General features: G+C 67.5%; 27 protein-coding genes. 19 read left to right on the forward strand and 8 right to left on the reverse strand.

What is annotated here, in order from left to right; genetic code table 11:
- Window positions 1-177 precede the first annotated feature (177 nt).
- Together LCD35_RS24555 and LCD35_RS24560 are read right to left on the reverse strand one after the other, a co-directional pair.
- Window positions 178-2,892 carry a bifunctional diguanylate cyclase/phosphodiesterase gene (locus LCD35_RS24555; protein ID WP_225045044.1) on the reverse strand — a complete coding sequence of 905 codons (2,715 nt, stop codon included), beginning with the start codon at window positions 2,890-2,892 and terminating at the stop codon, window positions 178-180.
- Window positions 2,893-3,288: 396 nt separating this feature from the next.
- Window positions 3,289-4,491: an NADP-dependent malic enzyme gene (locus LCD35_RS24560; protein ID WP_224960472.1), complete on the reverse strand. Its 1,203-nt coding sequence runs from the start codon at window positions 4,489-4,491 to the stop codon at window positions 3,289-3,291.
- 448 nt (window positions 4,492-4,939) lie between these two features.
- Between LCD35_RS24560 and LCD35_RS24565 the strand changes: the two genes are divergently transcribed.
- Window positions 4,940-5,551 (forward strand): dTDP-4-dehydrorhamnose 3,5-epimerase family protein, encoded by a 612-nt coding sequence (locus LCD35_RS24565; protein ID WP_224960473.1) that lies wholly within the window; start codon window positions 4,940-4,942, stop codon window positions 5,549-5,551.
- A 42-nt stretch (window positions 5,552-5,593) separates the two neighbouring features.
- Here the strand turns inward: LCD35_RS24565 and LCD35_RS24570 are convergent, their stop codons facing one another.
- Window positions 5,594-7,195 carry a GMC oxidoreductase gene (locus LCD35_RS24570; RefSeq protein ID WP_224960474.1) on the reverse strand — a complete coding sequence of 534 codons (1,602 nt, stop codon included), beginning with the start codon at window positions 7,193-7,195 and terminating at the stop codon, window positions 5,594-5,596.
- 81 nt (window positions 7,196-7,276) lie between these two features.
- The gene (locus LCD35_RS24575; RefSeq protein ID WP_224960476.1) at window positions 7,277-7,591 is read right to left on the reverse strand and encodes a S24 family peptidase; all 315 of its coding nucleotides are present in this window, start codon (window positions 7,589-7,591) and stop codon (window positions 7,277-7,279) included.
- Between the two features lie 110 nt (window positions 7,592-7,701).
- Here LCD35_RS24575 and sodN point away from each other — a divergent pair, with 110 nt between their 5' ends.
- Both sodN and LCD35_RS24585 read left to right on the forward strand, forming a co-directional pair.
- Window positions 7,702-8,109: a superoxide dismutase, Ni gene (sodN, locus tag LCD35_RS24580; protein WP_224960478.1), complete on the forward strand. Its 408-nt coding sequence runs from the start codon at window positions 7,702-7,704 to the stop codon at window positions 8,107-8,109.
- Window positions 8,110-8,696: 587 nt separating this feature from the next.
- Window positions 8,697-8,909 (forward strand): hypothetical protein, encoded by a 213-nt coding sequence (locus tag LCD35_RS24585; protein WP_225044982.1) that lies wholly within the window; start codon window positions 8,697-8,699, stop codon window positions 8,907-8,909.
- Window positions 8,910-9,120: 211 nt separating this feature from the next.
- Here the strand turns inward: LCD35_RS24585 and LCD35_RS24590 are convergent, their stop codons facing one another.
- The 3 genes from LCD35_RS24590 to LCD35_RS24600 form a co-directional block, all read right to left on the reverse strand.
- Window positions 9,121-9,321: a MerR family transcriptional regulator gene (locus LCD35_RS24590; protein WP_225044984.1), complete on the reverse strand. Its 201-nt coding sequence runs from the start codon at window positions 9,319-9,321 to the stop codon at window positions 9,121-9,123.
- A gap of 334 nt (window positions 9,322-9,655) precedes the next feature.
- Complete coding sequence (locus LCD35_RS24595) at window positions 9,656-10,201, reverse strand: GNAT family N-acetyltransferase (RefSeq protein WP_225044986.1); 546 nt, start codon at window positions 10,199-10,201, stop codon at window positions 9,656-9,658.
- Between the two features lies 1 nt (window position 10,202).
- The gene (locus tag LCD35_RS24600) at window positions 10,203-10,973 is read right to left on the reverse strand and encodes a GntR family transcriptional regulator (RefSeq protein ID WP_225045006.1); all 771 of its coding nucleotides are present in this window, start codon (window positions 10,971-10,973) and stop codon (window positions 10,203-10,205) included.
- A gap of 157 nt (window positions 10,974-11,130) precedes the next feature.
- Between LCD35_RS24600 and LCD35_RS24605 the strand changes: the two genes are divergently transcribed.
- The 16 genes from LCD35_RS24605 (at window position 11,131) to LCD35_RS24680 (ending at window position 21,034) form a co-directional block, all read left to right on the forward strand.
- A complete protein-coding gene (locus LCD35_RS24605; protein ID WP_225045008.1) occupies window positions 11,131-11,484 on the forward strand; it encodes a hypothetical protein in 354 nt (117 codons plus the stop codon).
- A gap of 241 nt (window positions 11,485-11,725) precedes the next feature.
- The gene (locus tag LCD35_RS24610) at window positions 11,726-12,013 is read left to right on the forward strand and encodes a hypothetical protein (RefSeq protein WP_225045010.1); all 288 of its coding nucleotides are present in this window, start codon (window positions 11,726-11,728) and stop codon (window positions 12,011-12,013) included.
- Between the two features lie 134 nt (window positions 12,014-12,147).
- A complete protein-coding gene (locus LCD35_RS24615; RefSeq protein ID WP_225045012.1) occupies window positions 12,148-12,543 on the forward strand; it encodes a hypothetical protein in 396 nt (131 codons plus the stop codon).
- A gap of 13 nt (window positions 12,544-12,556) precedes the next feature.
- The gene (locus tag LCD35_RS24620) at window positions 12,557-12,727 is read left to right on the forward strand and encodes a hypothetical protein (protein WP_225045014.1); all 171 of its coding nucleotides are present in this window, start codon (window positions 12,557-12,559) and stop codon (window positions 12,725-12,727) included.
- Window positions 12,724-12,987, forward strand: a complete 264-nt coding sequence (locus LCD35_RS24625; protein WP_225045017.1) for a hypothetical protein — start codon at window positions 12,724-12,726, stop codon at window positions 12,985-12,987. Before LCD35_RS24620 ends, LCD35_RS24625 begins: the two co-directional genes overlap by 4 nt.
- Before the next feature lie 32 nt (window positions 12,988-13,019).
- Window positions 13,020-13,181, forward strand: a complete 162-nt coding sequence (locus LCD35_RS24630; protein ID WP_225045019.1) for a hypothetical protein — start codon at window positions 13,020-13,022, stop codon at window positions 13,179-13,181.
- Window positions 13,182-13,268: 87 nt separating this feature from the next.
- Window positions 13,269-14,678 carry a cell division protein FtsK gene (locus LCD35_RS24635; protein ID WP_225045021.1) on the forward strand — a complete coding sequence of 470 codons (1,410 nt, stop codon included), beginning with the start codon at window positions 13,269-13,271 and terminating at the stop codon, window positions 14,676-14,678.
- A gap of 100 nt (window positions 14,679-14,778) precedes the next feature.
- A complete protein-coding gene (locus tag LCD35_RS24640; RefSeq protein ID WP_225045023.1) occupies window positions 14,779-15,327 on the forward strand; it encodes a GGDEF domain-containing protein in 549 nt (182 codons plus the stop codon).
- A 20-nt stretch (window positions 15,328-15,347) separates the two neighbouring features.
- Entirely contained in the window at window positions 15,348-15,590 is a 243-nt protein-coding gene (locus tag LCD35_RS24645; RefSeq protein WP_225045025.1) for a hypothetical protein, read from the forward strand.
- Window positions 15,591-15,624: 34 nt separating this feature from the next.
- Complete coding sequence (locus LCD35_RS24650) at window positions 15,625-15,822, forward strand: hypothetical protein (protein ID WP_225045027.1); 198 nt, start codon at window positions 15,625-15,627, stop codon at window positions 15,820-15,822.
- 13 nt (window positions 15,823-15,835) lie between these two features.
- Window positions 15,836-16,783: a hypothetical protein gene (locus LCD35_RS24655; RefSeq protein WP_225045028.1), complete on the forward strand. Its 948-nt coding sequence runs from the start codon at window positions 15,836-15,838 to the stop codon at window positions 16,781-16,783.
- Between the two features lie 120 nt (window positions 16,784-16,903).
- Window positions 16,904-18,304 (forward strand): replication initiator, encoded by a 1,401-nt coding sequence (locus LCD35_RS24660; RefSeq protein ID WP_225045030.1) that lies wholly within the window; start codon window positions 16,904-16,906, stop codon window positions 18,302-18,304.
- A gap of 13 nt (window positions 18,305-18,317) precedes the next feature.
- Window positions 18,318-18,467, forward strand: coding sequence for a helix-turn-helix domain-containing protein (locus LCD35_RS24665; RefSeq protein WP_308016940.1), 150 nt, complete (start codon window positions 18,318-18,320; stop codon window positions 18,465-18,467).
- A 92-nt stretch (window positions 18,468-18,559) separates the two neighbouring features.
- Window positions 18,560-19,735 carry a tyrosine-type recombinase/integrase gene (locus LCD35_RS24670; RefSeq protein WP_225045034.1) on the forward strand — a complete coding sequence of 392 codons (1,176 nt, stop codon included), beginning with the start codon at window positions 18,560-18,562 and terminating at the stop codon, window positions 19,733-19,735.
- A 209-nt stretch (window positions 19,736-19,944) separates the two neighbouring features.
- Window positions 19,945-20,541 carry an acid phosphatase gene (locus tag LCD35_RS24675; protein WP_225045036.1) on the forward strand — a complete coding sequence of 199 codons (597 nt, stop codon included), beginning with the start codon at window positions 19,945-19,947 and terminating at the stop codon, window positions 20,539-20,541.
- A 13-nt stretch (window positions 20,542-20,554) separates the two neighbouring features.
- Window positions 20,555-21,034: a GNAT family N-acetyltransferase gene (locus LCD35_RS24680; RefSeq protein WP_224960480.1), complete on the forward strand. Its 480-nt coding sequence runs from the start codon at window positions 20,555-20,557 to the stop codon at window positions 21,032-21,034.
- Window positions 21,035-21,225: 191 nt separating this feature from the next.
- Here the strand turns inward: LCD35_RS24680 and LCD35_RS24685 are convergent, their stop codons facing one another.
- A complete protein-coding gene (locus tag LCD35_RS24685; protein ID WP_224960482.1) occupies window positions 21,226-21,660 on the reverse strand; it encodes a hypothetical protein in 435 nt (144 codons plus the stop codon).
- Between the last annotated feature and the right edge of the window lie 355 nt (window positions 21,661-22,015).

Raw genomic sequence — 22,015 nt, forward strand, 5'->3', positions numbered from 1 at the left:
CCCGCAGCCCGCACGCCCTGCCGACGAACGAAGCAGCGACCACCTGATCACCCGCGAGTCCCCAGCAGCGTTCCCCCCGGGGCCGGCGACCCCGCCCGCAGCGGGAAAACGATCCCGCAGCGAGGAGGGCGCTGAGGTTCCGCCACCCCAGAGCTGCGCAGCAGGAGCGGAGGGATCTCACCGATCGTTGGTCAGCGGGAGCGGGCCCGTCTCCAGCAGCGCCCGGAACTCCCGCGCCGGCATCGGCCGCGAGAACAGCCACCCCTGGTAGGCGTCCACCCCCACCCCGGCCAGCACGTGGAACTGGGTCGCGGTCTCCACGCCTTCGGCGACGCACAACCGCCCCATGGCCCGCGCCATCCCGACGACGGCCTGCGCCACGGCGAAGTCGGAGGGGTCGCCGCCGACGCCGGCCACGAACCGCCGATCCACCTTGATGATCTGCGCGGGCAGGTCCTTGAGCCGCGCCAGCGAGGAGTAGCCGGTGCCGAAGTCGTCCACCGCGAACCGGACGCCGCGCGCGACGAGCTCCCCCATCGCCTGCCGGGTGCGGGACGGCAGGTCGACCAGCGCGGTCTCGACGAGTTCGAGCACCACCCGGTTCCAGTCGAGCCCGCATTCGGCGACGGTGTCGGCGACGACGTCCACGAAGTCGGCGCCCCCGGGCACGAGCCCGGCGAGGTTCACCGCGATCCCGACCTGGCGCCCGTTCGGCACCGGCCAGGTGGAGGCTTCGCGCAGCGCGGTGCGCAGCACCCACCGGTCCAGCTCGCGCAGCAGGTCGCCCTGCTCGGCGACGGGCAGGAACGCGTCCGGGCTGAGCAGCCCGCGGTCCGGGTGCGGCCAGCGCACCAGCGCCTCGGCGGTGAGCACGGTGCCGTCGGAGGCCACCACCGGCTGGTAGTGCAACGTCAGCCCGTCGTTGTTCAGCGCTTCCCGCAGCTGCCCTTCGAGGTGCAGCTGCCGGTCCGCGGAGGCCATCAGCGCCGGACTGGCCAGCGACACCTTGCCCGCGCCGCGCCGCTTCGCCTCGAACATGGCGGCGTCGGCGAACCGCAGCAGGTCCTCCCCGCCGGAACCACCACCGCTGGGCACCGCGGCCCCGATGGACGCCGACACCCGGATCAGCTGCCCGTGCACCGGCACCGCGGTGCGCAGCAGCCCGGACACCCGGGTGGCGAGCGAGTCGAGCCCGCCGACGGTGGCGATGTCGGAGCAGATGATGAGGAACTCGTCACCGGAGAGCCGCGCCGCGGTGCAGCCTTCGGGCAGCCCGCCTTCGAGCCGCCGCGCCAACGCCACCAGCAGCTCGTCGCCCGCGTCGTGGCCGAGCGAGTCGTTGACCCGCTTGAAGTTGTCGATGTCGCAGAACAGCACCGCGACCCCGGCCGGATCGGAGCTGCCGAGCAGGGTGCCGAGCAGCTCCTTGACCGCGGCCCGGTTCGGCAGCCCGGTCAGGTCGTCGTGGGTGGCCTGGTAGCGCAGCGCTTCGGCGGCACGGCGGCGTTCGGTGATGTCCTGGAACACCACGAGCCAGAACCGGGTGCCGTCGTCCTGCACCGACAGCGCGACGTGCAGCTCGCAGTACACCGGTTCGCCGTCGGAGCGGATCAGCAGCCGCTGCGGCACCTTCCGCCGCCCGGCGCGGGACGAGGCGCTCTCGTCGGAGGCGGCGCGCAGCCCCGAATCACGCTCGTCCGGGTGCGTCATCTGCCGCGCGCTCATCCCGCGCAGCTGCTCCAGCCGGTAGCCGAGCAGGTCGCACAGCGCGTCGTTGGCGTCGACGAGGTGCTCGTCCTGGTCGAACAGGCCGATACCGACGGGCGTGACGGCGACCAGATCGGTGAACCGCTGCGTGGACCGCTCGATCCGGGTCAGCGCGGTGCGCTGCTCGGTGACGTCCTGCGCGGTGCCGACGAGCACCATCCGGCCGTCGGGGTCGCGGATGGCGGTGCCGTGGGCACGCAGGGTGCGGATGGCGCCGTCGCGGCGCACGAAGCGGTGCTCGACCTCGACGGGCTCGAAGCACTGGGACAACCCGCGCCAGGCCTCGTCGACGCGGTCCCGGTCCTCGGGGTGCACGCCCTGCAGGTAGCTCTCGTAGCTGGTGGCCTCGCCGGGCAGGTGCCCGCAGATCTCGCGCATCATCTCCGACAGCTGGGTGATGCCGGTGGCGGCGTCCCATTCCCAGGTGCCGAGGCGCGCGGCCCGCTGCGCGTCGTGCAGCTTGCGGCGCTCGTCGCGCAGCTGCCGTTCCAGCAGCCGCTGCTCGGTGACGTCCTGCACGGTGCCTTCGATGCGTTCGACCCGGTCGGCGGCGTCGCGTTCGACCCGGCCGGTGCACAGGAAGACGCGGTCGGTGTGGTCGCGCAGTTCGACCTCGACGAGCTTGCCGACGGGCGCGGCGCGCAGCCGGGCCCCGAAGTCCTCGGCCTTCGGCTGGTCGTCGGGCCGCACCGCGACGATCATGTTGACGCCGTCGAAGGCGTCCTCGGTGCCGCTGGCGTGGAAGAGCTCCTTGAGCACCGGGCTGTGGTACATCTGCCCGGTCTCGGGATACACGCTCCAGCTGCCGACCTTCGCGATGCGCTGCGCCTCGATGAGCCGGGCGCGTTCGTCGGCGATCTCCGCGCCGGAGGCGGCGGCGTCCTCGGGCAGCAGGTCGCGCACGTCCACCAGCACGGTCACCCGCAGCGACGGGTCCCGCGGCGAGGGCCAGCTCAGCACCCGCACCGCGATGTCGCGGGCTCCGCGCAGCAGCGACACCGATCCGGCGCGCACCACGAGTTCACCGAGCCGCGAACCGAGCAGCTCGGCCGCGTCGGCGACCCCGGCCAGCCGCACGGCCTGCTCGGTGACCCGCAGGACCGTGCCGTCCGCGGCGCTGAGCATCGCGGGTGCGTCGGGTAATCCCGCGTCGTCGAGCGAGCCCGCCGCCCCGTCCGCCGCCGGTTCCGTCACGCCTCTCGCCCCGGAAGCGGGCGTTCCGTCGTACCGATCGGTCACCAGCACCCCTCCTGCGTAGCGGCCACGTTCACCGGGCACACGACCGAAGACCGACCATCCCGCACGTGATCGGCACCACAGCGAGTTACGGACCTGACCTTACCGGCACGGACTCCGCAGCGAACCGCTGGTCGCCCTTCGATCGGTACCACCCGCGCGTGTGACGACGGGCACCGGCTGTCATGACGCGAACGCCGCGGGCGAAGCCCACCGGACAGACCACTGGGGCGCCCCCCCCCCGGGGCGCCCCAGTGGTCCGGATGTCCGATCCCCGCGGCGGGATCAGGCGGTGGCGACCCCGTCCGCGCGGGCCGCCGCGGCGACGGCGCTGATCACGGCGGGCGCGACCCGCGGGTCCAGCGGGCTCGGCACGATCTTGTCGGCGGCGAGTTCCTCGGCGACGACCTCGGCGATGGCCTCCGCGGCGGCGACCTTCATCCGGTCGGTGATCATCCGCGAGTTCTCCTGCAACGCGCCCTTGAAGATGCCGGGGAAGGCCAGCACGTTGTTGATCTGGTTCGGGAAGTCGCTGCGCCCGGTGGCCACGACCGCCGCGTGCTTGCGCGCGACGTCCGGGTGCACCTCCGGGTCCGGGTTCGACAGCGCGAACACGATCGCGTCGTCGGCCATCGTCGCGACCAGCTCCTCCGGGATCTGGCCGGCGGAGACGCCGATGAGCACGTCGGCCCCGTCGAGGGCGTTCTCCAGCCCGCCGGTGATGCCGCGCGGGTTGGTGTAGCCGAGCAGCTCCTCCTTGATGGGCGTGAGGTTGTCCCGCCCGGAGTGCAGCACGCCCCGCGAGTCCAGCACGACGATCTCGCCGACCCCGGCGGTGTGCAGGATCTTCGCGCACGCCACGCCGGCCGCGCCCGCACCGGAGATGACCACGCGCATCGAGGACATCTCACGGCCGACGATCTTCGCGGCGTTGCGCAGCGCGGCCAGCACCACGACGGCCGTGCCGTGCTGGTCGTCGTGCATCACGGGGCAGTCGAGGGCCTCGATGAGGCGGCGCTCCAGCTCGAAGCACCGCGGTGCCGCCACGTCCTCCAGGTTCACCGCGCCGAACGAGGGGCGCAGCCGCACCATCGTCTCCACGATCTCGTCGACGTCGGTGGTGTCGAGGACCAGCGGGATCGAGTTGAGCCCGGCGAAGGTCTTGAACAGCGCCGACTTCCCCTCCATCACGGGCAGCGAGGCGCGCGGCCCGATGTCGCCGAGCCCGAGCACCGCGGTGCCGTCGCTGACCACCGCCACCAGGTTCTGCGTCCAGGTGTAGCGGTCGGCCAGGGTCTCATCGGCGGCGATGGCCCGGCTCACCTTGGCCACACCGGGCGTGTAGGCGATCGACAGGTCGCGCGCGCTGTCCAGCGGCGCGGTCACGTCGACGCCGAGCTTGCCGCCCTCGTGCGCGTGGAAGATCTCGTCGTCGGTCAGTTCCGCGCCGCTCGCGGCGGGGGGAGTGCGATCGTTCACAGTGGTCACGGCGTCCCTCCTGTTGCCATGGCCTGCGAAAACCGGGTGGTCCCGGGTTTCGGAGCGAATGGGTGACGTACAGCCACCCGGCGACGCGCTCGTCAGGGCTCCCGGGCGGTACCGGGTGCGACGGGCGTCGGGACGACCGGTGCCGGTTTCCCTGGTGCGGGAAAGCGAACCGGTGGACGCTGCGGTCCGGCCAGTCTGCCAGCGCGGGTTCCGCGCTGTCAGCGACCAGGGTCACAGACTTGATCGAGCAGGTCGGGCGTCACGCGGGCGGTTTCCTGCGGGCAGTTCTCGGTGGCGCAACATTTCCCGATTTTCCGCGCGGCCGGCCGGCGGCGGTTCGAGCGACCGGTGGGCCGGGCGTCCGCTGCCGGCTCCGACCCCGCGCCGCGGTTCCGCCACCCCGGCGCTCAGCGGCGGAAGCGGAAAATGAGGTGGTTACGCTGCGGACGTGGAAATCCGCTCCTTCGACATCACCGGCGTGCACGAGTTCACCCCGAAGTCCTTCCCCGACCACCGCGGCCTGTTCGCCGCGCCGTTCCAGGAGGCGGCGTTCGTCGAGGCCGTCGGGCACCCGCTGCGCCTCGGGCAGACCAACCACAGCGTCTCGGCGCGCGGCGTGATCCGCGGCGTGCACTTCGCGGACGTGCCGCCGGGGCAGGCGAAGTACGTGTACTGCCCGCGCGGCTCGATGGTCGACGTGGTGGTGGACGTGCGGGTCGGCTCGCCGACGTTCGGGCGGTGGGTGGCGGTGCGGCTGGACTCCGCGGAGTACCGGGCGCTGTACGTCGCCGAGGGGCTCGGGCACTCGTTCGTCGCGCTGGAGGACGACACGGTGATGAGCTACCTGTGCTCCACCCCGTTCACGCCGTCGGCGGAGCACGGGATCAGCCCGCTCGACCCGGAACTGGGCCTGCCGTGGGCCGAGCACCTCGACGGGGAACCGGTGCTCTCGGACAAGGACCGCGCCGCGCCGACCTTGGCGGCGGCCGCCGACGCGGGCCTGCTGCCCGACTACGACGCCTGCCTGCGCCGCTACGCCGAACTCCGCGCCGCGGCATGACCGGCGGGGGGGGGGGACGCACCGGCCCGGGCGACCGCGCGCTCAGAAGTCCTCGGCGAGGACCCGTTCCGCGTTGCGCTCGGCGAGCGCGGTGATCGTCACGAACGGGTTCACCCCGGTGGAGCCGGGGATCAGCGAGCCGTCGGTGACGTACAGGTTCCGGTAGCCCCGCACCCGCCCGTACGCGTCGGTGACGTCGCCGAGCACGCAGCCGCCCAGCGGGTGGTAGGTGAACCGGTTCTCGAACGCCCTGGTGTCGCCGAACAGGTCGTGCCGGTAGGCGGTGCCGTTGGCCTGGTTGATCCGGTCGAACACGGCCTTCGCCGCGTCGATGGACGGCTGTCCCTGCGCCTCGCGCCAGCGCAGCCGCGCCGAGTCGGTGGCCGCGTCGTACTCGATGCGGCCGCGCTCGGGGTTGCGGGTGATGGCCAGGTAGAGGCTGGCCCAGGTTTCGATGCCCGCGGGCACCGGCGCGATCTCGGCGAACACCGGGTTGTCCGGGTCGTGCCGGTTGTCGATGCCGAGCGCGGGCATGCCCGACTGGACGAGCCCGGTGGTGTCCCACGGGTGGTTGGCGCGGCCGAGCATCACGTTGCCGTTCGGCCCCCACTTCTCGCCGAGCCCGGCCGGCAGGTCGGGCAGCGCCCCGGTGTCGCGGGCGCGCAGCAGCAGTTCGGTGGAGCCGAGGCTGCCCGCGCCGAGGAACAGGTGCGCGCAGGCGATCTCGGCGGTGCCGCGGACCTCGCCGAGCTCGTCGATGCGCTCGGTCGTGAGCACGTAGGTCCCGTCGGCCTCCTGCCGGAACGAGGTGACGCGGGTGAGGGTCTGCAGGGTGACGTTGCCGGTCCCGAGGGCGGCGGGGATGTAGCTCTTGTCCAGGCTGCGCTTGCCGTGGTTGTTGCCGTAGATCACCTCGGAGGCGAGCGCGGACTTCGGGACCTCACCGGCGGCTTCCCGGCGCATGTAGTCGAAGTCGTAGACGTTCGGCACGAAGGTGGTGCCGAACCCGGCGCGTTCGGCGTGCCTGCGGGACAGCCGCGCGTAGGCGTAGCAGTCGGTGTCCTCGAACCAGGTGGGGTCCGGGGAGTTCGCGCCGAGCATCCGGTTCGCCAGCGGGTAGTACCGCCGGTACATCGGTTCCGGGTCGACGCCCGGCAGGATCCGCGCGAAGTCGTCCCGTTCGGGGGTGACGGCCATGCCGCCGTTGACGAGGGAGCCGCCGCCGACGCCGCGGCCGACGTAGACGTCCATCTCGTCGAAGTGCATCCGGTCCAGGACGCCCGCGTACGGCTTCACGTCCCGGTTGACCAGGTCGAGCCACAGGATGCTGGCCAGCGGTGCTTCGGTGCGGGTGCGGAACCAGCTGCTGCGGTGGTCGGGTCGCAGCATGTCGCAGAAGATCGACCCATCGGAGCCCGCGGTGTCCCAGAGCCGCCCCATCTCCAGCATGAGCGTGGGCACTCCCGCGGAGCCGAGGCGCAGCGCGGTGGTGGCCGCGCCGTAGCCCGAGCCGATCACCACGGCGGGCACGGTGGTGCGCCGGCCTGCGGCGACCGCCCCGCGGGTGGAGACGGTGGTGAGGCCGAGGGCGGCGGCCGCGTTGAGCGCGGTGAGACCGAGCATGCGCCGGCGGGAGAGAGTCATGACGCTGGATGATGCAGCGCGCACCCACGGTTGTGAACCCTGTTCACATAAACGGTGCAAACGAAGTGAACGGGTATCACTTCAGCGGAGCCGCTGTGGCCTCGGCCACAACCGCCACGCCACCACGCCGAGCACCGCCGCGGGCCCCAGCTCCCGCGAATCCGTCGAGCCGAACGCGTTGTCCCCCACCACGTGCCACCCGGCGCCCTCCCGGCGCACCGCCCGCTTCACCGACAGCTGCGCAGGTCGCGACGCCCACCGCACCAGCACCACATCACCCGCCCGGGCGACCGCGCGAGTCCGCACCACCACCACGTCCCCATCGCGCAGCGCGGGCACCATCGACGCCCCGCGCACCAGCACCCGGCGCCACCGCCACCGATCCAGCCCGGACACCGTCCCACCTCCGGTCGAGAGCACCCCCGCAGCGGTCCCTCCAGGAAGACGCACGAGATCGTCACGAGTAGGGTCACGCACGTCGGAGCATTCACTGTCAGGGAGGAATGATGGGTCTACTGTCCCGTATCCTCAGCCCGCGCCTGGAAGCCACCGCGCACTGCGACCTGCCGTGCGGGGTCTACGACCCGGCACAGGCGCGGATCGAGGCTGAGTCCGTCAAGGCCGTGCAGGAGAAGTACCAGAACAACGAGGACTTCGAGTTCCGCACTCGCGCGATCATCATCGCCGAGCAGCGCTCCGAGCTCGTCAAGCACCACCTGTGGGTGCTGTGGACTGACTACTTCAAGCCGCCGCACTTCGAGAAGTACCCGCAGCTGCACGAGCTGGTCAACAAGGCCACCAAGGCCGCTGGGGCGACCGGCACCAAGGGTTCCATGGACCCGGCCAAGGGCCAGGAACTGCTGGACTACATCGCGGAGATCGAGAAGATCTTCTGGGAGACCAAGCAGGGCTGAGGTCAGAGCACGGATCAAGACGCTGACCAGCGACGACACCTGTTCGTTGGTCGGCGTCTTTTTCTGTCTTTCGGCCTCCTTCGACGGCCTGATGACGGCCTGACGGCCTTTGGACGGCCTGGTTTGGTCCAATATGGACGGTTCTCCGCTGCCCTCACCCCGTCGACCTGGCGTCAGCCCGATCAGGTCCTGTCAAGGGGGCAACCTTCGTTGCCAGCAGGTAGGGGCGGTCCGACAGCTTGCCCCCTTGACGGGGCCTGATAGCCCTTGTGGAGGTCGGTGGGGCGAGGGCAGACCCGGCACCGCTCCGAACCGCAACACGCCTGCGCTCACCCCCTTCACCCTGTTGGCCTGCCAGCCCGGCGAGGGCATCCGTGGTCCGCGTTCAGCCCTAATGCCGGCATAAATTCCACCGGCAGAAATCCCCGGTCGGCACTTCTTGAACAGGACCACAGCCAGGCAACCCACTACGCCCGGCGAGACAAGGCTGCCCGTAGGAACTGGCAAGCCGACCACCCTGCCCCGGTGACCCCAACCGCCTGTGAGGTCAACAAGCCGACCACCCTCATCAGCGCGACCATCCAGACATGGAACGAGTCACCATCGACCTGGACGCTCTCACCGACACCGACCGCGAAGCCCTCTACAACCAGTCCGCCTACGAAGGCCGCGCTCTCGAAGACGTCGTACTCGACCTGATCCACGCCGGACTCCACAGCACCGTGCGCAACGTCAACACCGGCCACGTCTCAGGCCACAGCGTCCAGACCGCCCGCATCGACGGCGACATTCACTTCTGAGGCCCCTTCATCGGCGCCGGGCCGCCTGCCTTCCGCCCTTAGGCCGCGCGCGGGTCGCCGGGACCGGCCGGAGGCCGCACGCCCGGCGAACCCGCTTGCGCGGCCAGAAAAACAGCAGGCAGGCGGCCCCGAAGGGGCCGCCCTTGATGAAGAAAAGAAACTCCTCACACGAACGCTGAAGCCGCACCGGACCGCCTCCTGCGGCTGGCCGCTACTGCCTCTTGCGCCGCTCTTCGGCAAGCTTGCGCATCTCGGCTAGAACGTCGTCGTAGCGCCACCTGTATTGCCCGCCAGGGGTAGTGATCGCAGGCGTGATCCACCCGCGCTTGGCGTACAGCGAGATCGTCCGCCGCGAGAGCCCGAGCCGTCGCCCAAGCTCGGCGCTAGTGATCAACGGGGCGTACTCGCTCATCCGCCAATCGTGATTGCCTCGGACGTCCGGCGCTGCCTTGCTTACCTAGTCTGCGCGGTAATACCCTGATTGCCTTGTTTGGACTCAGGGGGCGGCATGGATAGAGGAGCTTGGACGGTAGGTACTCATGGCCGCGTGTACTTGTGGCCACGAGGAGACTTCGTGCAGGTGTACGGACAGCAGGAGTACATCCGACACCTAACGGGAGAACTCAAAGAGTCTCAACCAATAAAATGCATAAAAGTCACAGGATTTGGTTGCCGTGACGACTTTAAGGAGTGGTGCATAAACCAAGCCGAAGAGTCGACACGGACCACCGCCTTCTTTCGGCAGGCTACTCGCCGCGCAAAGCCCTTTCAATAGAATCAACTTCCGAGAAGTCGGCACTAGCTATTTCAAATAGTGCACCACTGGGCGTGCCATGATTGGTGGATACTCTAACCAATCTAAATCCCTGCTCTTCGTAGTATCGATGCAGGGACTCATTGGAGGACCACGCATCTAGCCTTACGTAGTTTTTGCCCCTCCTGAATCCGATATGGCGCGCAAGCTTGATAAGAAGGCTCCCATACCCCCGGCCGGAATATTCGCGGCTTGTCATCATCCGGTGAATAATGACAGACTCCCTCAGCTCCTCCTTACTCCATAGACCAGGGTCGCTTTTCGAGTCAATCGCAGCAGTCGAAACAACATGCGCATCTTGCTCAATTACCCACGTCTCGCCGCCATCTATTGACTCGGTTACACGTTGGGAAAATTGCCCCAAAGAGATCCCGGTGTTGTTCCACTGATCGAACCCGGCACGGGCAAGCCAACGCGCAGACTCTTCCCTGAGCTGGCAGATCTCGCCCAGGTCCGATAACTCAGCCCTTCTCAACATCCTATTTTTCCTCCACATCGATCGCTACGTCTTCATAATTTCCGATCTCATACAAAATACGATGACGATCGGCCGGGAACTTGGTCTGCGTTAGGCGAGTTATCGTTCGCCCAGAAACGGCGGTTCGCGTCAGGATCATCAAGGGCGTTCCTGCCCCGATCACGAGACGCTCAGATTCCGCAGGAGATGGCATCCTGGATACGATTTCGTCAAACGTTCCCGTCTCACGGTATCCGTTCTCAGAAAGAACCCGAGTAGTCCCTGGCTTGATGTCCCCCGGGGAATCAAAGCCCAACTCTTCCGCGAGAGAGCGCGGATAATATGAGGTCTGCTGCGAAAACGGTTCATTGCCAATGAACCGAAGGACATCGCGCACTACAACCAGCTCATCAGACTTAACCCTCAGCCTCCTAGCGACAAACTCGGGAGGCACTTCAATCCTCATCTCAAAATCGGTCGACGCACTCAACCCCGCTGATGTCGCCTCGGAGACGAACGAGTCGGTCCCTTCTGGCCGATCAGGACTCTCGGCAAATACGGCGTGGTGGTCGTACTGATGAATCTTCCGAACGCGGCGCTTACGCCCCTGCCCCGACTCAATGAGACCTTCGGCTTCGAGCTGCCGCAGTGCCCCACGCACGGTTACTCGGCTCACCTCGTGCGCGCGCGAGATCTCCGCCTCGCTAGGCACGTCGTCGCCTGGGGCCAACTCCCCGCTCTCGATCATGGACCGGAGCAGGCGAGCTACCCGCGCCTGCAAAGTGGGTGCCACTAGTTCCCCTTTCAAGATCAATATGCCCTCTGTCCTGCACTTATCTTACCTGTCACAACAAGTTTGAAGCAACTTGTTGCAACATGTAGACCATGTATGTCATGCTGGTGCCACGCCGCCCCGAGGGGCACAGACAGCGATCACATGAGGTGCAGAGATGCTGAAGAACATTCCGGCGAACATGCAGGGCTACAAGCTGATGATCACGGAGGCGCCTGTGATGAAGACGCGTACGGACAAGGACACGGGTGAGATCCGGCCGGTGACGGACCGTCAGGGGGTCCAGCAGTTCGTGGTGTCGTTGTTCGCGAAGAAGCGCCCGGTGGAGGGCCAGTTCGCGGAGAAGGGCGAGGAGATCAAGGTGACCCTGACCGCCGATCCGGGCGAGGGGTTCGAGGAGGGCACCTACGTGCAGCTCATCGACACGACGATGAGCCACTGGGAGAACGAGAAGGACGGTAAGTACTCGTCCGGGATCTGGTTCCGGGCGAACGGGTTGACCCCGGCCTGATCCGGGTTTCCGTCCCTGGCCTTTTGTTCTCGGTTTCGCGCCGAATTGATGTGATTTTCTAAGCCGTTCTGGCTGCGTGTTCTTTGATGAATTCAATAGTGGGCCGATTTATGCCTTTTTCCGGTGTGTGTTGACCGCCGGAATGCTGGACGAAACGCCGTGAGGCGTCGCCGGGAAAGAGACCGGCCTGAATGAGTCCCTGAGAGGCGTTCAGAGTGTCAAGGGTATGTGAGGGGTTCGGATGAAGGTGCAGCAGAGCCCGTTTTGGGATGATATTGAGCGGTTCCATCGGGCTGATGCGGATGATGTCGCGTTGCGGCGTTCTTTGGAGAGTCGTTGCAAGGAGGCTCAGGATCTTCCCGCTGGTCATTACACGGGCGGGAATGTGGTGGAGGCCACGAGTCGGGCCATTGCGCAGATGAACGCGGTGATTGAGTCGATTGATGAGGCGGTGAGTGCGCTGTGTGCGCTGATCTGTGAGGACGAGCGCGAGCGGAATTCCCCTCGCAGAAAGGGGATCGGCGAGTGAGTCGGGTGCTATCACACCTCTCATCGTGGGCGACATGATTTCGCGGGTAGAAGGGAGAAGCATGGTGGGTTGTGTGGTGAGTGGTTTTCACGGTTCGGGTTGTGTGGGTTCGATCAAGGGAGGTGTGTCGGGCGGTGGGTGGTGAGACGGATCTGTTCGGTAATCCGGTGGTGCCGCTTCCTGCGCGGAAGACGCCTCGCCGGGTGGTGAATGACATGGAGGTGGTCGAACGGGTTCTGAAACAGGCCTCGACCGAGAAGTTCATGGTGGTGGGTGAGTTCCGCCAGCAGGTGTACCGGTGCACGACCGGGGATGAGGTGGAGGAGGTTCCGGCGGAGACCGAAGCGGTGGTGCATCAGCTCCTTGATGCCGGATGGCTGGAGATCGGCGGTACCCACCAGGTCCGCTACGGGCGTTTGACGGGCCCGGCCCGGTCGGTGCTCGTGCCGACGAAGAGCCGCCGGAAGTCGGAACGCTGGTCGGTGCTGTCCAAGCCCGCCCAGTGGGAACAGCGCCGTAAGAGCGCGTGAAGGAAGGAACATCATGACACCGGAAGAGCAGTTCACTCAGGATATCGAGAAGGCGTTTGCGCGGTATCGCGAGCACGCCGATCTCGAGCAGCGGTTGATGTGGCAGGTCACCGATCGAACGGGCTCCCTGATCGGTTGCCTCAGCGAGATCTCGTTCCACTCGAATCAGAGGAGTGATGTGTGATGCAGGTGCAGGCGTGGAATCGTCAGGCCAACAAGAAGTACGAGGGATTGCGTAAGGCGATCGAGGATGTGCGGATCGCGCTGGAGGAGGCCGCGAAGCTGCATTCGAAGATCGGTGCGGTGAAGGCTTCTGAGTGGCGGGTGCCGACGAAGGATCAGATCGTCGGTGCGCACAAGAAGGCGGAGCAGCAGCTTCACGTGTTGCGGGAGTCCACGAAGAAGTGGGAGAAGGAATTGACGTCGCGTGGCTGGAGGGTGTGAACAGTATGTCTCAGTTTCAGGTGGATGCTGCGGTGCGTGATCTGGACAAGGCGATGAAGATCCTGCGGGAGTCGATGGCGGGTCTTCAGGTTCGTTCTGCCGGGTTCAAGAAGGAACACGACGAGCTGGCGCGGGAGGTGGCGAACTACTCGGTGGACCTGCTGGACGTGTCCCCGCACATGAAGACCAGCTAGTAAGTCTCCGCTTTCTTTCAGGGGTCGGCCACTGCACCACGGTGGCCGACCCCCTTCTTTTTCCGAGCAGTGAAGGAGTGAGTAGTGATGGCAAAGGTGTCCCGCCCCAAGGGAATCGAGTGGCGTGTTGGCGGATGGATGGCTCGGCACCCTGGCATGACTTCGGCTCCTGGACTGCTGGCCGCGAGCATGGCCGAATTCGGAACGGTGCCGACGGCGGCGACGCTGGCCGGTCTCGGTGTCGCCGGGTTGTCTTGGTACCGGGGTCATCCGGATTCGTTCGATGCTCACGCCGCCCCGGCGCTGCGGTCGTTCCGGAGACGGTGGCTGCGGTATGTGGCCGGGCGGTGGCGGAACTTGATGATCGATTGCGAGTTCAGCCGGGAGAACCGCCGCACCCGGCACGTGGAGGTGCCCCGCCTGGTCCGGGTCCGGTCGGCCTCACCGTCGATCGACACCCTGTATGTGAGGCCGCTGCGGGGTCAGTCGCTGAAGAGGTTCACCGACGCCACCGACGAACTCGCGATGGCACTCAAGGCCGATGCGATCGGCATCATCAAGGTCAAGCCACAGTTGATCGCGATCACCGTGGTGCGGGGTAACCCGTTCTCCGAGGTGATCGATCCCGCCCCGATCCCCGCCGACTCGGCTGATGTGGATCTGTCGGCGATCTTCATGGGTGAGGACGAGTACGGCAACGACTGGTACGAGCCCCTGTGGGGCAACCACTGGCTCGGTGTCGGCGCGACCGGGTCCGGTAAGGGCGCGTTGATGTGGAACCCGCTCCGGGCGATGGGACCCGCCATCCGGGACGGCCTGGTGCGCCCGGACATGTGTGACCTCAAAGGCGGTATGGAAGCCGGGACCGCACGGGACCTGTTCGACCGCTACGCCGACGAACCGGAAGACGCTCTGGAAGTGATCAAAGCCTTCCGGGATGACATGAAGGCCACTCAAGCGCACTTGTCAGCCGGTGGGATGCGGGAAGTCACCGTCTCGACCGAGACCCCGTTCCGGGTCCTGTTCATCGACGAACTCGCCATGATGACCGCCCTCGGAGACTCCCGCGCCACCCGCGACGCCCTGCGCCTCATGGCCGAGGTGATGACCCAGGGCCGCGCCGCCGGATTCGCGATCTGTGCCTACGTGCAGGAACCGACCAAGGACATCGTCCCGATCCGGGATCTGTTCACCCGCCGGTTCTGCCTGCGCACCACCACCGCCAGCCACCCCGACATGGCTCTCGGTGAGGACATGCGGCTACGCGGGGCACTGGCCGACGAGATCCCCGCCGACGCCGAACACGCCGGAATCGGATTCCGGGTCGATCAGCGTTCGCGACGCCCGATCCGCGTGCGTGCCGGATACGTCGCCGACGACGACATCGCCGAACTGGTCCGCACCTGCACCCCCACCGCAGCAGACGACTCCAACGTCATCCGCTTCCGTCCCGACGAAGACGGTGATGACGAGACCGGCAACGTTGACGCCGCCTGAACTGCTCGATCTTGTTTCCCGAATATGGACGGCCCCGTCCTGGTGATTCGTGCCTGAAGGACCAGAACGGGGCCTACCCCTATCGCGAGAGGTATTTCCCATGTTGCCAGAAGTCGTTTCGACCGTCATGGCCCTGTGCGTGATGTGCACCACGGGTTACGCGTGGCGACTGCACACCCGCCTGCATACCGACCCGCTGACCGGGCTGGCCAACCGTGCCGCATTAGAGCGCCGGTTCGCCCGCGCCCGTCGACGACACGAGCGGGTCGCGGTGCTGCTGGCCGACGCCAACCGGTTCAAGCAGCTCAACGACACCTATGGGCACCGTTTCGGCGACCTGGTGCTCTGCGAGATCGCGCACGTCCTCACCCGCCACGCCGGACCGGACGTGCTCCCGGTCCGCCTCCACGGCGACGAGTTCGCCGTCCTGCTCACCGGCCTGAACGCCATCACCGATCCCACCCGGGTCGCCGACACGCTCGCCGAGGCCGTCACCGACATCACCGTGGTCAACGGCCAGCCCGTCGAGGTGTCCCTGTCCATCGGGGCCGCCACCGGCCCGGCAACCGGCGGACTCCCCGACCTGCTCGCCCGCGCCGATACCGCGATGTACCGCCACAAGCACACCCGCACCACCGTTTCCCGTTGATACGAGAGGACAGCCGCACCATGCCTGCGACGCCGTACTTCTACGCCGGACATCCCTTTTCGGTGCTCAGTGCCTCCCCCGCCGCTGACGGGGTGCACATCGCGATCACTTTTCCGATGGACGCCGCCGTGCCCTCGGCCGCGTGCGTGCTCACTCCGGAACAGTTCCGTGTCCTGCTCGCCGATGGGGCCGCGATCCTCGCCGACCAGGAACGAGCCCGACGCAATCCCAGCCTCCCGCTGTGGCCCGGCCTCGACGGCTGACCACCCCTATCCCGTGGCACAGAAAGGAAAAACCATGTTTCCCACCGTCCACTTCGCCCTCACCGGCCGCTCGTTACTCGTCCTGCTGGCTCTGGTCTCGGGTGCGCTGCTCGTGCTCGCCGGAGTCTGGGTTTTCCTCAGCCCCGGCTACGCCATCGGCGGTGGACTCGGCCTGATCCTGCTGGTCCGAGGCGCGATCGCCCTGATCACCCCGTCGAACCCGCAGCAGTAGGAAGGAGGTTGTGATGCGTTCCCGATCGAGAGAACAAGCCGGGCGGGAGGATGGGGAGACCAAGCGGGTAGACAAGCTGCGGGCGGCAATCGCCGAGTCCCGCCGTCTGCGGCCGTTGATGCAGGACCCGGACCGCATCGCGGTGATCGTGGAACGCGCCACCACCCACACCGTCCGGGGCCTGTGGTTCTTCCTCGCCCTCGGGCTGGTGTTCACCACCACCGGCGTGCAGGCCTTCCTTGCCAAGGGGGCCACATCGGCCGATCCGCTGTGGTGGGGCGCCTGGACCGTCGAGCCGATGTTCGCCGGGCTGCTGATCGTGCTGCTCAACTTCGAATCGATGATCCTCGCTCACGGCGTCACGCCCGATCATGACTGGTGGTCCTGGCTCAAACGGATCTTGCTGGGCTCCACGCTGTTCATGAACATCGCCCCACAAGTACGGGTCGAGGGGTTCGATCTCGGTTCGTTCGCCGTCCACGCGATCATCCCGATCATCGTGTTCGGTCTCGCCGAAGTCATCCCCGTCATCCACGCCCGATCCCACCAGGTCATCACCGCCGCCTACGCCGCCGCCGCCGACCACGCCACCACCGATGCCATCGACGACCAGGGCGAAACCGCCGGTGACACGGCTCCGGCCTCCATGCCGGCCGAATCCCGCGACCCCGAACCGGACCATCCGGAACCCCGGGACGCCCCGGCTCCGGCTCCGGCTCCGGCTCCGGCTCCGGCTCCGGCTCCGGCTCCGGAGGCCAGCGCAACCCAGGCGGTGCGGCGGGGTCCGAAACTGCCCCCACCGATGGCCAAAGCCGTCGCCGACGCCTACGCCGATGCCAGCGCGGCCGGACGCCCGTTCACCCCGGCCGACGTGCACCGCGTCGTGAACGTGCCCGACACGCTGGCCGAACAGATCGCCACCGCCTACACCCCTGCCAACGGGCACACCGTGCACACCTAAAACCCGTTGGCGCACAACAGAAAAGATCCCGCTCAACCCGATTAGGGGCGGGGCACTCCACACCGGACCTACCGGCACGAGTGCCCCGCCCCTGTTTCTCATGCCCGGAGGTCACCAGTCATGTCCTCACCCGCCGCCCTGTCCCGCCCCGACTACCGCACCACCGACCGCCACGCCGACCACCTCGCCCACCCCGGCTACCCGGCCTGGCGCGAAGCCATGACCTCCACCGGCGGATGCACCCACCCCATCCGCCTCTCCGGCACCTGGGCCATCCACGACGCCACCGGAGCCGAAGTCACCTCACGGACCGGGCAAGTCATGGTCCCCTGCGGCAACCGCCGCGAATCCGTCTGTGTGGCGTGCTCCGACCGGTACGCCGCCGACGCCTTCCACCTCCTGCGAGCCGGGCTCTCCGGCGGAACCAAGGGCGTCCCCATCCACGTCACCGAACGCCCCCGCGTGTTCCTCACCCTCACCGCCCCCTCCTTCGGCCCCGTCCACCGAGACGGCCAAGCACGCCACCCCGACAGCTACGACTACACCGGCCACGTCCTGTTCAACGCCTGCGCCGGAGAACTCTGGCGACGCTTCACCCAAGCCGTCGCCCGCCACCTCGCCCAAGCCGCCGGAATCCGCGTCAACGACTTCCGCGACCACGCCCGGCTCTCCTTCGCCAAAGTCGCCGAATACCAACGCCGCGGCGCCATCCACCTCCACGCCGTCCTCCGCCTCGACGGCCCCGACGGCGCCCACTCCCCTGCACCCGCCTGGGCCACCACCGGCATCCTCACCGACGCCATCCACGCCGCCCACGCCCAAGTCCGCTGCTCCACCCCTGAATTCGGCGGGCAGGTCCGCGAATTCGCCTGGGGCCCGCAGATCGACGCCCGCCCGATCAGCGCGGCGAACGCCTCCCGCTTCGAAACCGACGGCGGGCAGATCAGCGAAGACCAGATTTCGTCCTACGTGGCCAAATACGCCACCAAAGGCACCGGCAAATCCGAGACCCCGGACCGCCCGATCCGCTCCGCCAGCCAGATTGAACGCCTCGCCGTGAACGCCCACTACAAGCGGCTCATGCGCACCGCCTGGAACCTCGGCGGACCCGCACCCTGCCCGGACTGCCACCCCCACGGCGAGCACCAGCCCGACGGCTGCGGTTGTGAGAACGGGCCCTACTGCGACACCTGCCACAACGGCGGAGCCATCCCCGGTCCCCTCGCCGCGCTCAAACTCCGCCGCTGGACACACATGCTCGGATTCCGAGGCCACTTCCTCACCAAATCCAAAATCTACTCCACCACCTTCGGGCAGATCCGCGCCGACCGCCGCCAATACCGGCTACAGGAAGCCCTCGCAGATCACGGACTCACCCCCGACACCATCACCATCACCAACCACTGGGACATGACCAGCGTCGGCTACCGCACCCCCGAAGAACGCGAACTCGCCCACGCACACGCCCAATCACGACGGGCCGCACGACAACTCCACCACGCCACAGAAAGGAAGGACTGAGGAAATGCGATCTATGTGGACTCCAGAGCAGGTTGCCGAATACTACGGCATTCCTATCCAAACTATTTATCTGTGGCGGTCGAAGGGCTACGGGCCACGCCCCCGGAAGATCGGAAAGCATCTCCGGTATAAGCCGACCGAGGTTGAAACTCACTTCGACTAAGAGGGTGCACTGTGGCACATATTCAAGACCGTTGGTTCGTTATTAAGACGGATGCAGACGGAGCCCCTGTCTTCGATTCACGCAAGCGTCCAGTGAAGGTAAAGACCAAAGAATACGGAAAGGGGTCGCGTTACCGTGCCCGATTCATAGATCCAGAAGGAAACGAGCGCTCCAAGTCGTTTCCCGATGGACAATACAAGCGAGCACAGGAATGGAGTTCGAGACAAGAGGTTGCGGTTAGTGACGGTACATACATCGATCCAAAATCCGGCGAGGTCCCCCTAAACAGTTTTGCCACCAGGTGGATCGCCGATCTCGATATCGACGAACTGTCACGGCAAACTCTTGAGATGCGTTTCCGAAAGCGCATAATTCCCCATCTGGGCACGGCGGCTATTGGAAGCGTAAAGCCCTCGACGGTGCGCTCTTGGGATCGCTGGCTACGCGAAGAGGGACTTTCTTCTCAGTACCGCCATACTCTCTTTGCGAATCTTTCAGCGATGTTCTCGGCCGCACGAGAAGATGGCCTTATCGCAGCGAACCCATGCGCCGGAAAATCCGCCAAGCAGCCCAAAGTGAACAAGAAAAAGATCGTACCTTGGCAGGAAAAAAGCGTTTGGGATACCCAAAACGGGCTTCCCGAAAAGTTCCGCGTTTCCGTGGATCTGTGCGCCGGGGCGGGTCTCCGGCAGGGCGAGTGCTTCGGCCTTTCCGTTGATGACGTCGACTTCGAGAACAACGTGATCCACGTTCGTCGCCAAGTGAAGAAGATTCGATCAAAGCACGTCTTTGCGTTGCCAAAGTACGAAAAGTGCAGGGAGGTTCCTTTGTCTACACCGGTTGCCGATGCACTGAAGGAGCACATGCGACGTTTCCCACCGAAGGAAATCACACTTCCTTGGGCGAGGCCGGAGGGAGCACCTCATACCGCCCGATTGATTATGACCTCAGCGTGGGGGAAAGTCATCGACGCGAAGGATTTCAATAAGGACCGCTGGAAAAAAGCGTTGGTCTCAGCGGAGTTGCCTCATGGGAAGTACGAGAATGGCATGCACGCTCTCCGGCACTTCTTTGCCTCGGTTTTGCTGGACAAGGGCGAGTCGATCAAGGCCGTGTCGGAGTGGTTGGGACACGCGGATGCGGCGTTCACCCTGAGGACCTATACGCACCTGATGCCCAGCAGCGGCGATCGAACCCGGAAGGTCATCGACGGCCTGTACGACCGGCGTGAGTCGGAAGACGCCGCAGACGGCCCACAGACGGCCTAGCGGGAGTCAAAACTAGTATCGATGCTGGTCACAGCGAAAATACCGCGAGATCGAGAAGATCTTCTGGGAGACCAAGCAGGGCTGAGGTCGCTGTCGCCGAACGGCGCCGCCGCAGCGGGAACACCGCGCGACGGCGCCGTTCTCGCGTTCGGGCCCCCGCACCGGTGGCGCGGCGGGCGCCGCGGGCCCGGCCGCCTAGACTTCGCCGCGTGGCGGAATCCGGCGAACGCAAGGTCTTCCTGCTGCGGCACGGCGAGACGGAGTGGTCCAGCAGCGGCAAGCACACCGGGCGCACCGACGTCCCGCTCACCGCGCGGGGCGAGGAGCTCGCCACCGCCGCGGCCCGCACCCTCACCGCCCTGCGCGGCGACGCACCGCTGACCGCGCTCGCCAGCCCGCGCGGCCGCGCCCGCCGCACCGCCGAACTCGCCGGGCTCACCGCCGAGGTCGAACCGCTGCTGGCCGAGTGGGACTACGGCGACTACGAGGGCCGCACCACCCCGGAGATCCGCGAGCAGGTTCCGGGCTGGACGGTGTGGACGCACCCCTGCCCCGGGGGGGGATCCGCCGCCCACGTCACCGCCCGCGCCGACGCGCTGCTCGACCGCATCGCCACCGGCCCCGCCGGGGACGTGCTGCTCGCCGGGCACGGGCACTTCAGCCGGGCGCTGATCGCCCGCTGGCTCGGCCTGCCCGTCACCGAAGGCGTCCGGTTCGCCCTCGACCCCGCCGGGATCACCGTGCTCGGGCACGAGCGCGGCGTCCCCCAGCTCGAACGCTCCAACGTGCCCGCTCCGATCCGATAGCGAGGGAACAGCGATGTCGCAGCACGTCATCCGCCGGGTGGCCGAGTCCGACGTCCCCGCGGTGGTGCGGCTGGTGCACGCGCTGGCCGAGTACGAGAAGGCCGCCGAAGAGTGCCACCTCACCGAATCCGACCTGCACCGCGCGCTGTTCGGCGCGGACCCGGCGCTGTTCGGGCACGTCGCCGAGGTCGACGGCGAGGTCGCGGGCTTCGCCCTGTGGTTCCTGAACTTCTCCACCTGGGAGGGCCGCCACGGCATCTACCTGGAGGACCTGTTCGTGCTGCCCGAGCGGCGCGGTTCCGGGCTCGGCAAGGCGCTGCTGCGCACGCTCGCGCAGGAGTGCGTCGCGCGCGGCTACGCGCGGCTGGAGTGGTGGGTGCTGGACTGGAACACCCCGGCGATCGAGTTCTACGAGTCCGTCGGGGCCCGCGGCATGGATGAGTGGACGGTGCACCGGCTCACCGGGGACGCGCTGCGCGAGTTCGGCGCCTGACCCCGCCTCTCCCGGCGGCCGGGACGCAGAGCCCCACCGGACGGGTGATCAACACCCCCGAGGCGTTCAGCGCCGCCGTGGGCCGCGCGGAACGCCTCGCGCAGAAGATCCGTCCGGCGACGGCGCGCCCGCCGCGCTCCGGCGGGCTCAGCGTCCGGAGCGCGGCGACCGGCACGCCCGGCCGGGGCCGATCAGCCCTCGCCGGACCCGCCGCCGTTGAGCGGCCGCCCGTACAGCGACCACACCCGGCCCTGCTTGTTGAACATCAGCCACAGCACCGCCACCGCGGGCACCGCGAGCGCGAACCCGACCAGCGGCTGCTTCGACGGCCCGATCGCGTACCAGGCGATCCCCAGCAGGATCAGCTGCAGCAGCAGCGCGGGCGTGCGCGCCCAGTGCCTGCCCTGCCACATGCCGACGCCCGCGGCGAGCACGGCCAGCGAGATGATGCCGAAGTACCCGGCCTCGGCGAACGTGTCGGTGCGGTCCAGCGTGTTCACCCCGCCCAGGTCGGGGGCGCCGGTGCGCACCAGCAGCGCGACGACGAAGGCGAGGCCCGCCACCGCTTCGGCGATGGTGAGGACGGCGGCGATGCGCACGGTGCGCGGAGGAGCGGAGGGCGGCACGGCGGCATCGCCTTTCGGACTCGACGGAGTGCGGTGCAGGTCACACTCGACCCGTGGAGGCCGGCCATCGGCCCCTACCACCGATCGTGACTCTGCGTGTGCACTGCCCAGGGTAATACCGCCCGAACGCCGCATGGCTCGGGCCGGGTGCGGGCGCGAAGATCGTGTCATGGCAGCAGCGGAGGTCGTGGGCAACGGGGTGTCCCACCGATCATCGCCGCGACCTGCCCGTTCCGGTGAGCGGCGCGGGGGGGGGGGGGGGGGGGGGGGGGGGGGGCGGCCGCGCCGCCGCGGGGGGGGGGGCGCCCCCGCGGGGGGGGGGCCCCCCCGGGCCGCGCGGCGCCGCGGCGGCGGC

The sequence above is a fragment of the Saccharopolyspora sp. 6V genome (assembly GCF_020176785.1).
GTDB lineage: Bacteria > Actinomycetota > Actinomycetes > Mycobacteriales > Pseudonocardiaceae > Saccharopolyspora_C > Saccharopolyspora_C gregorii.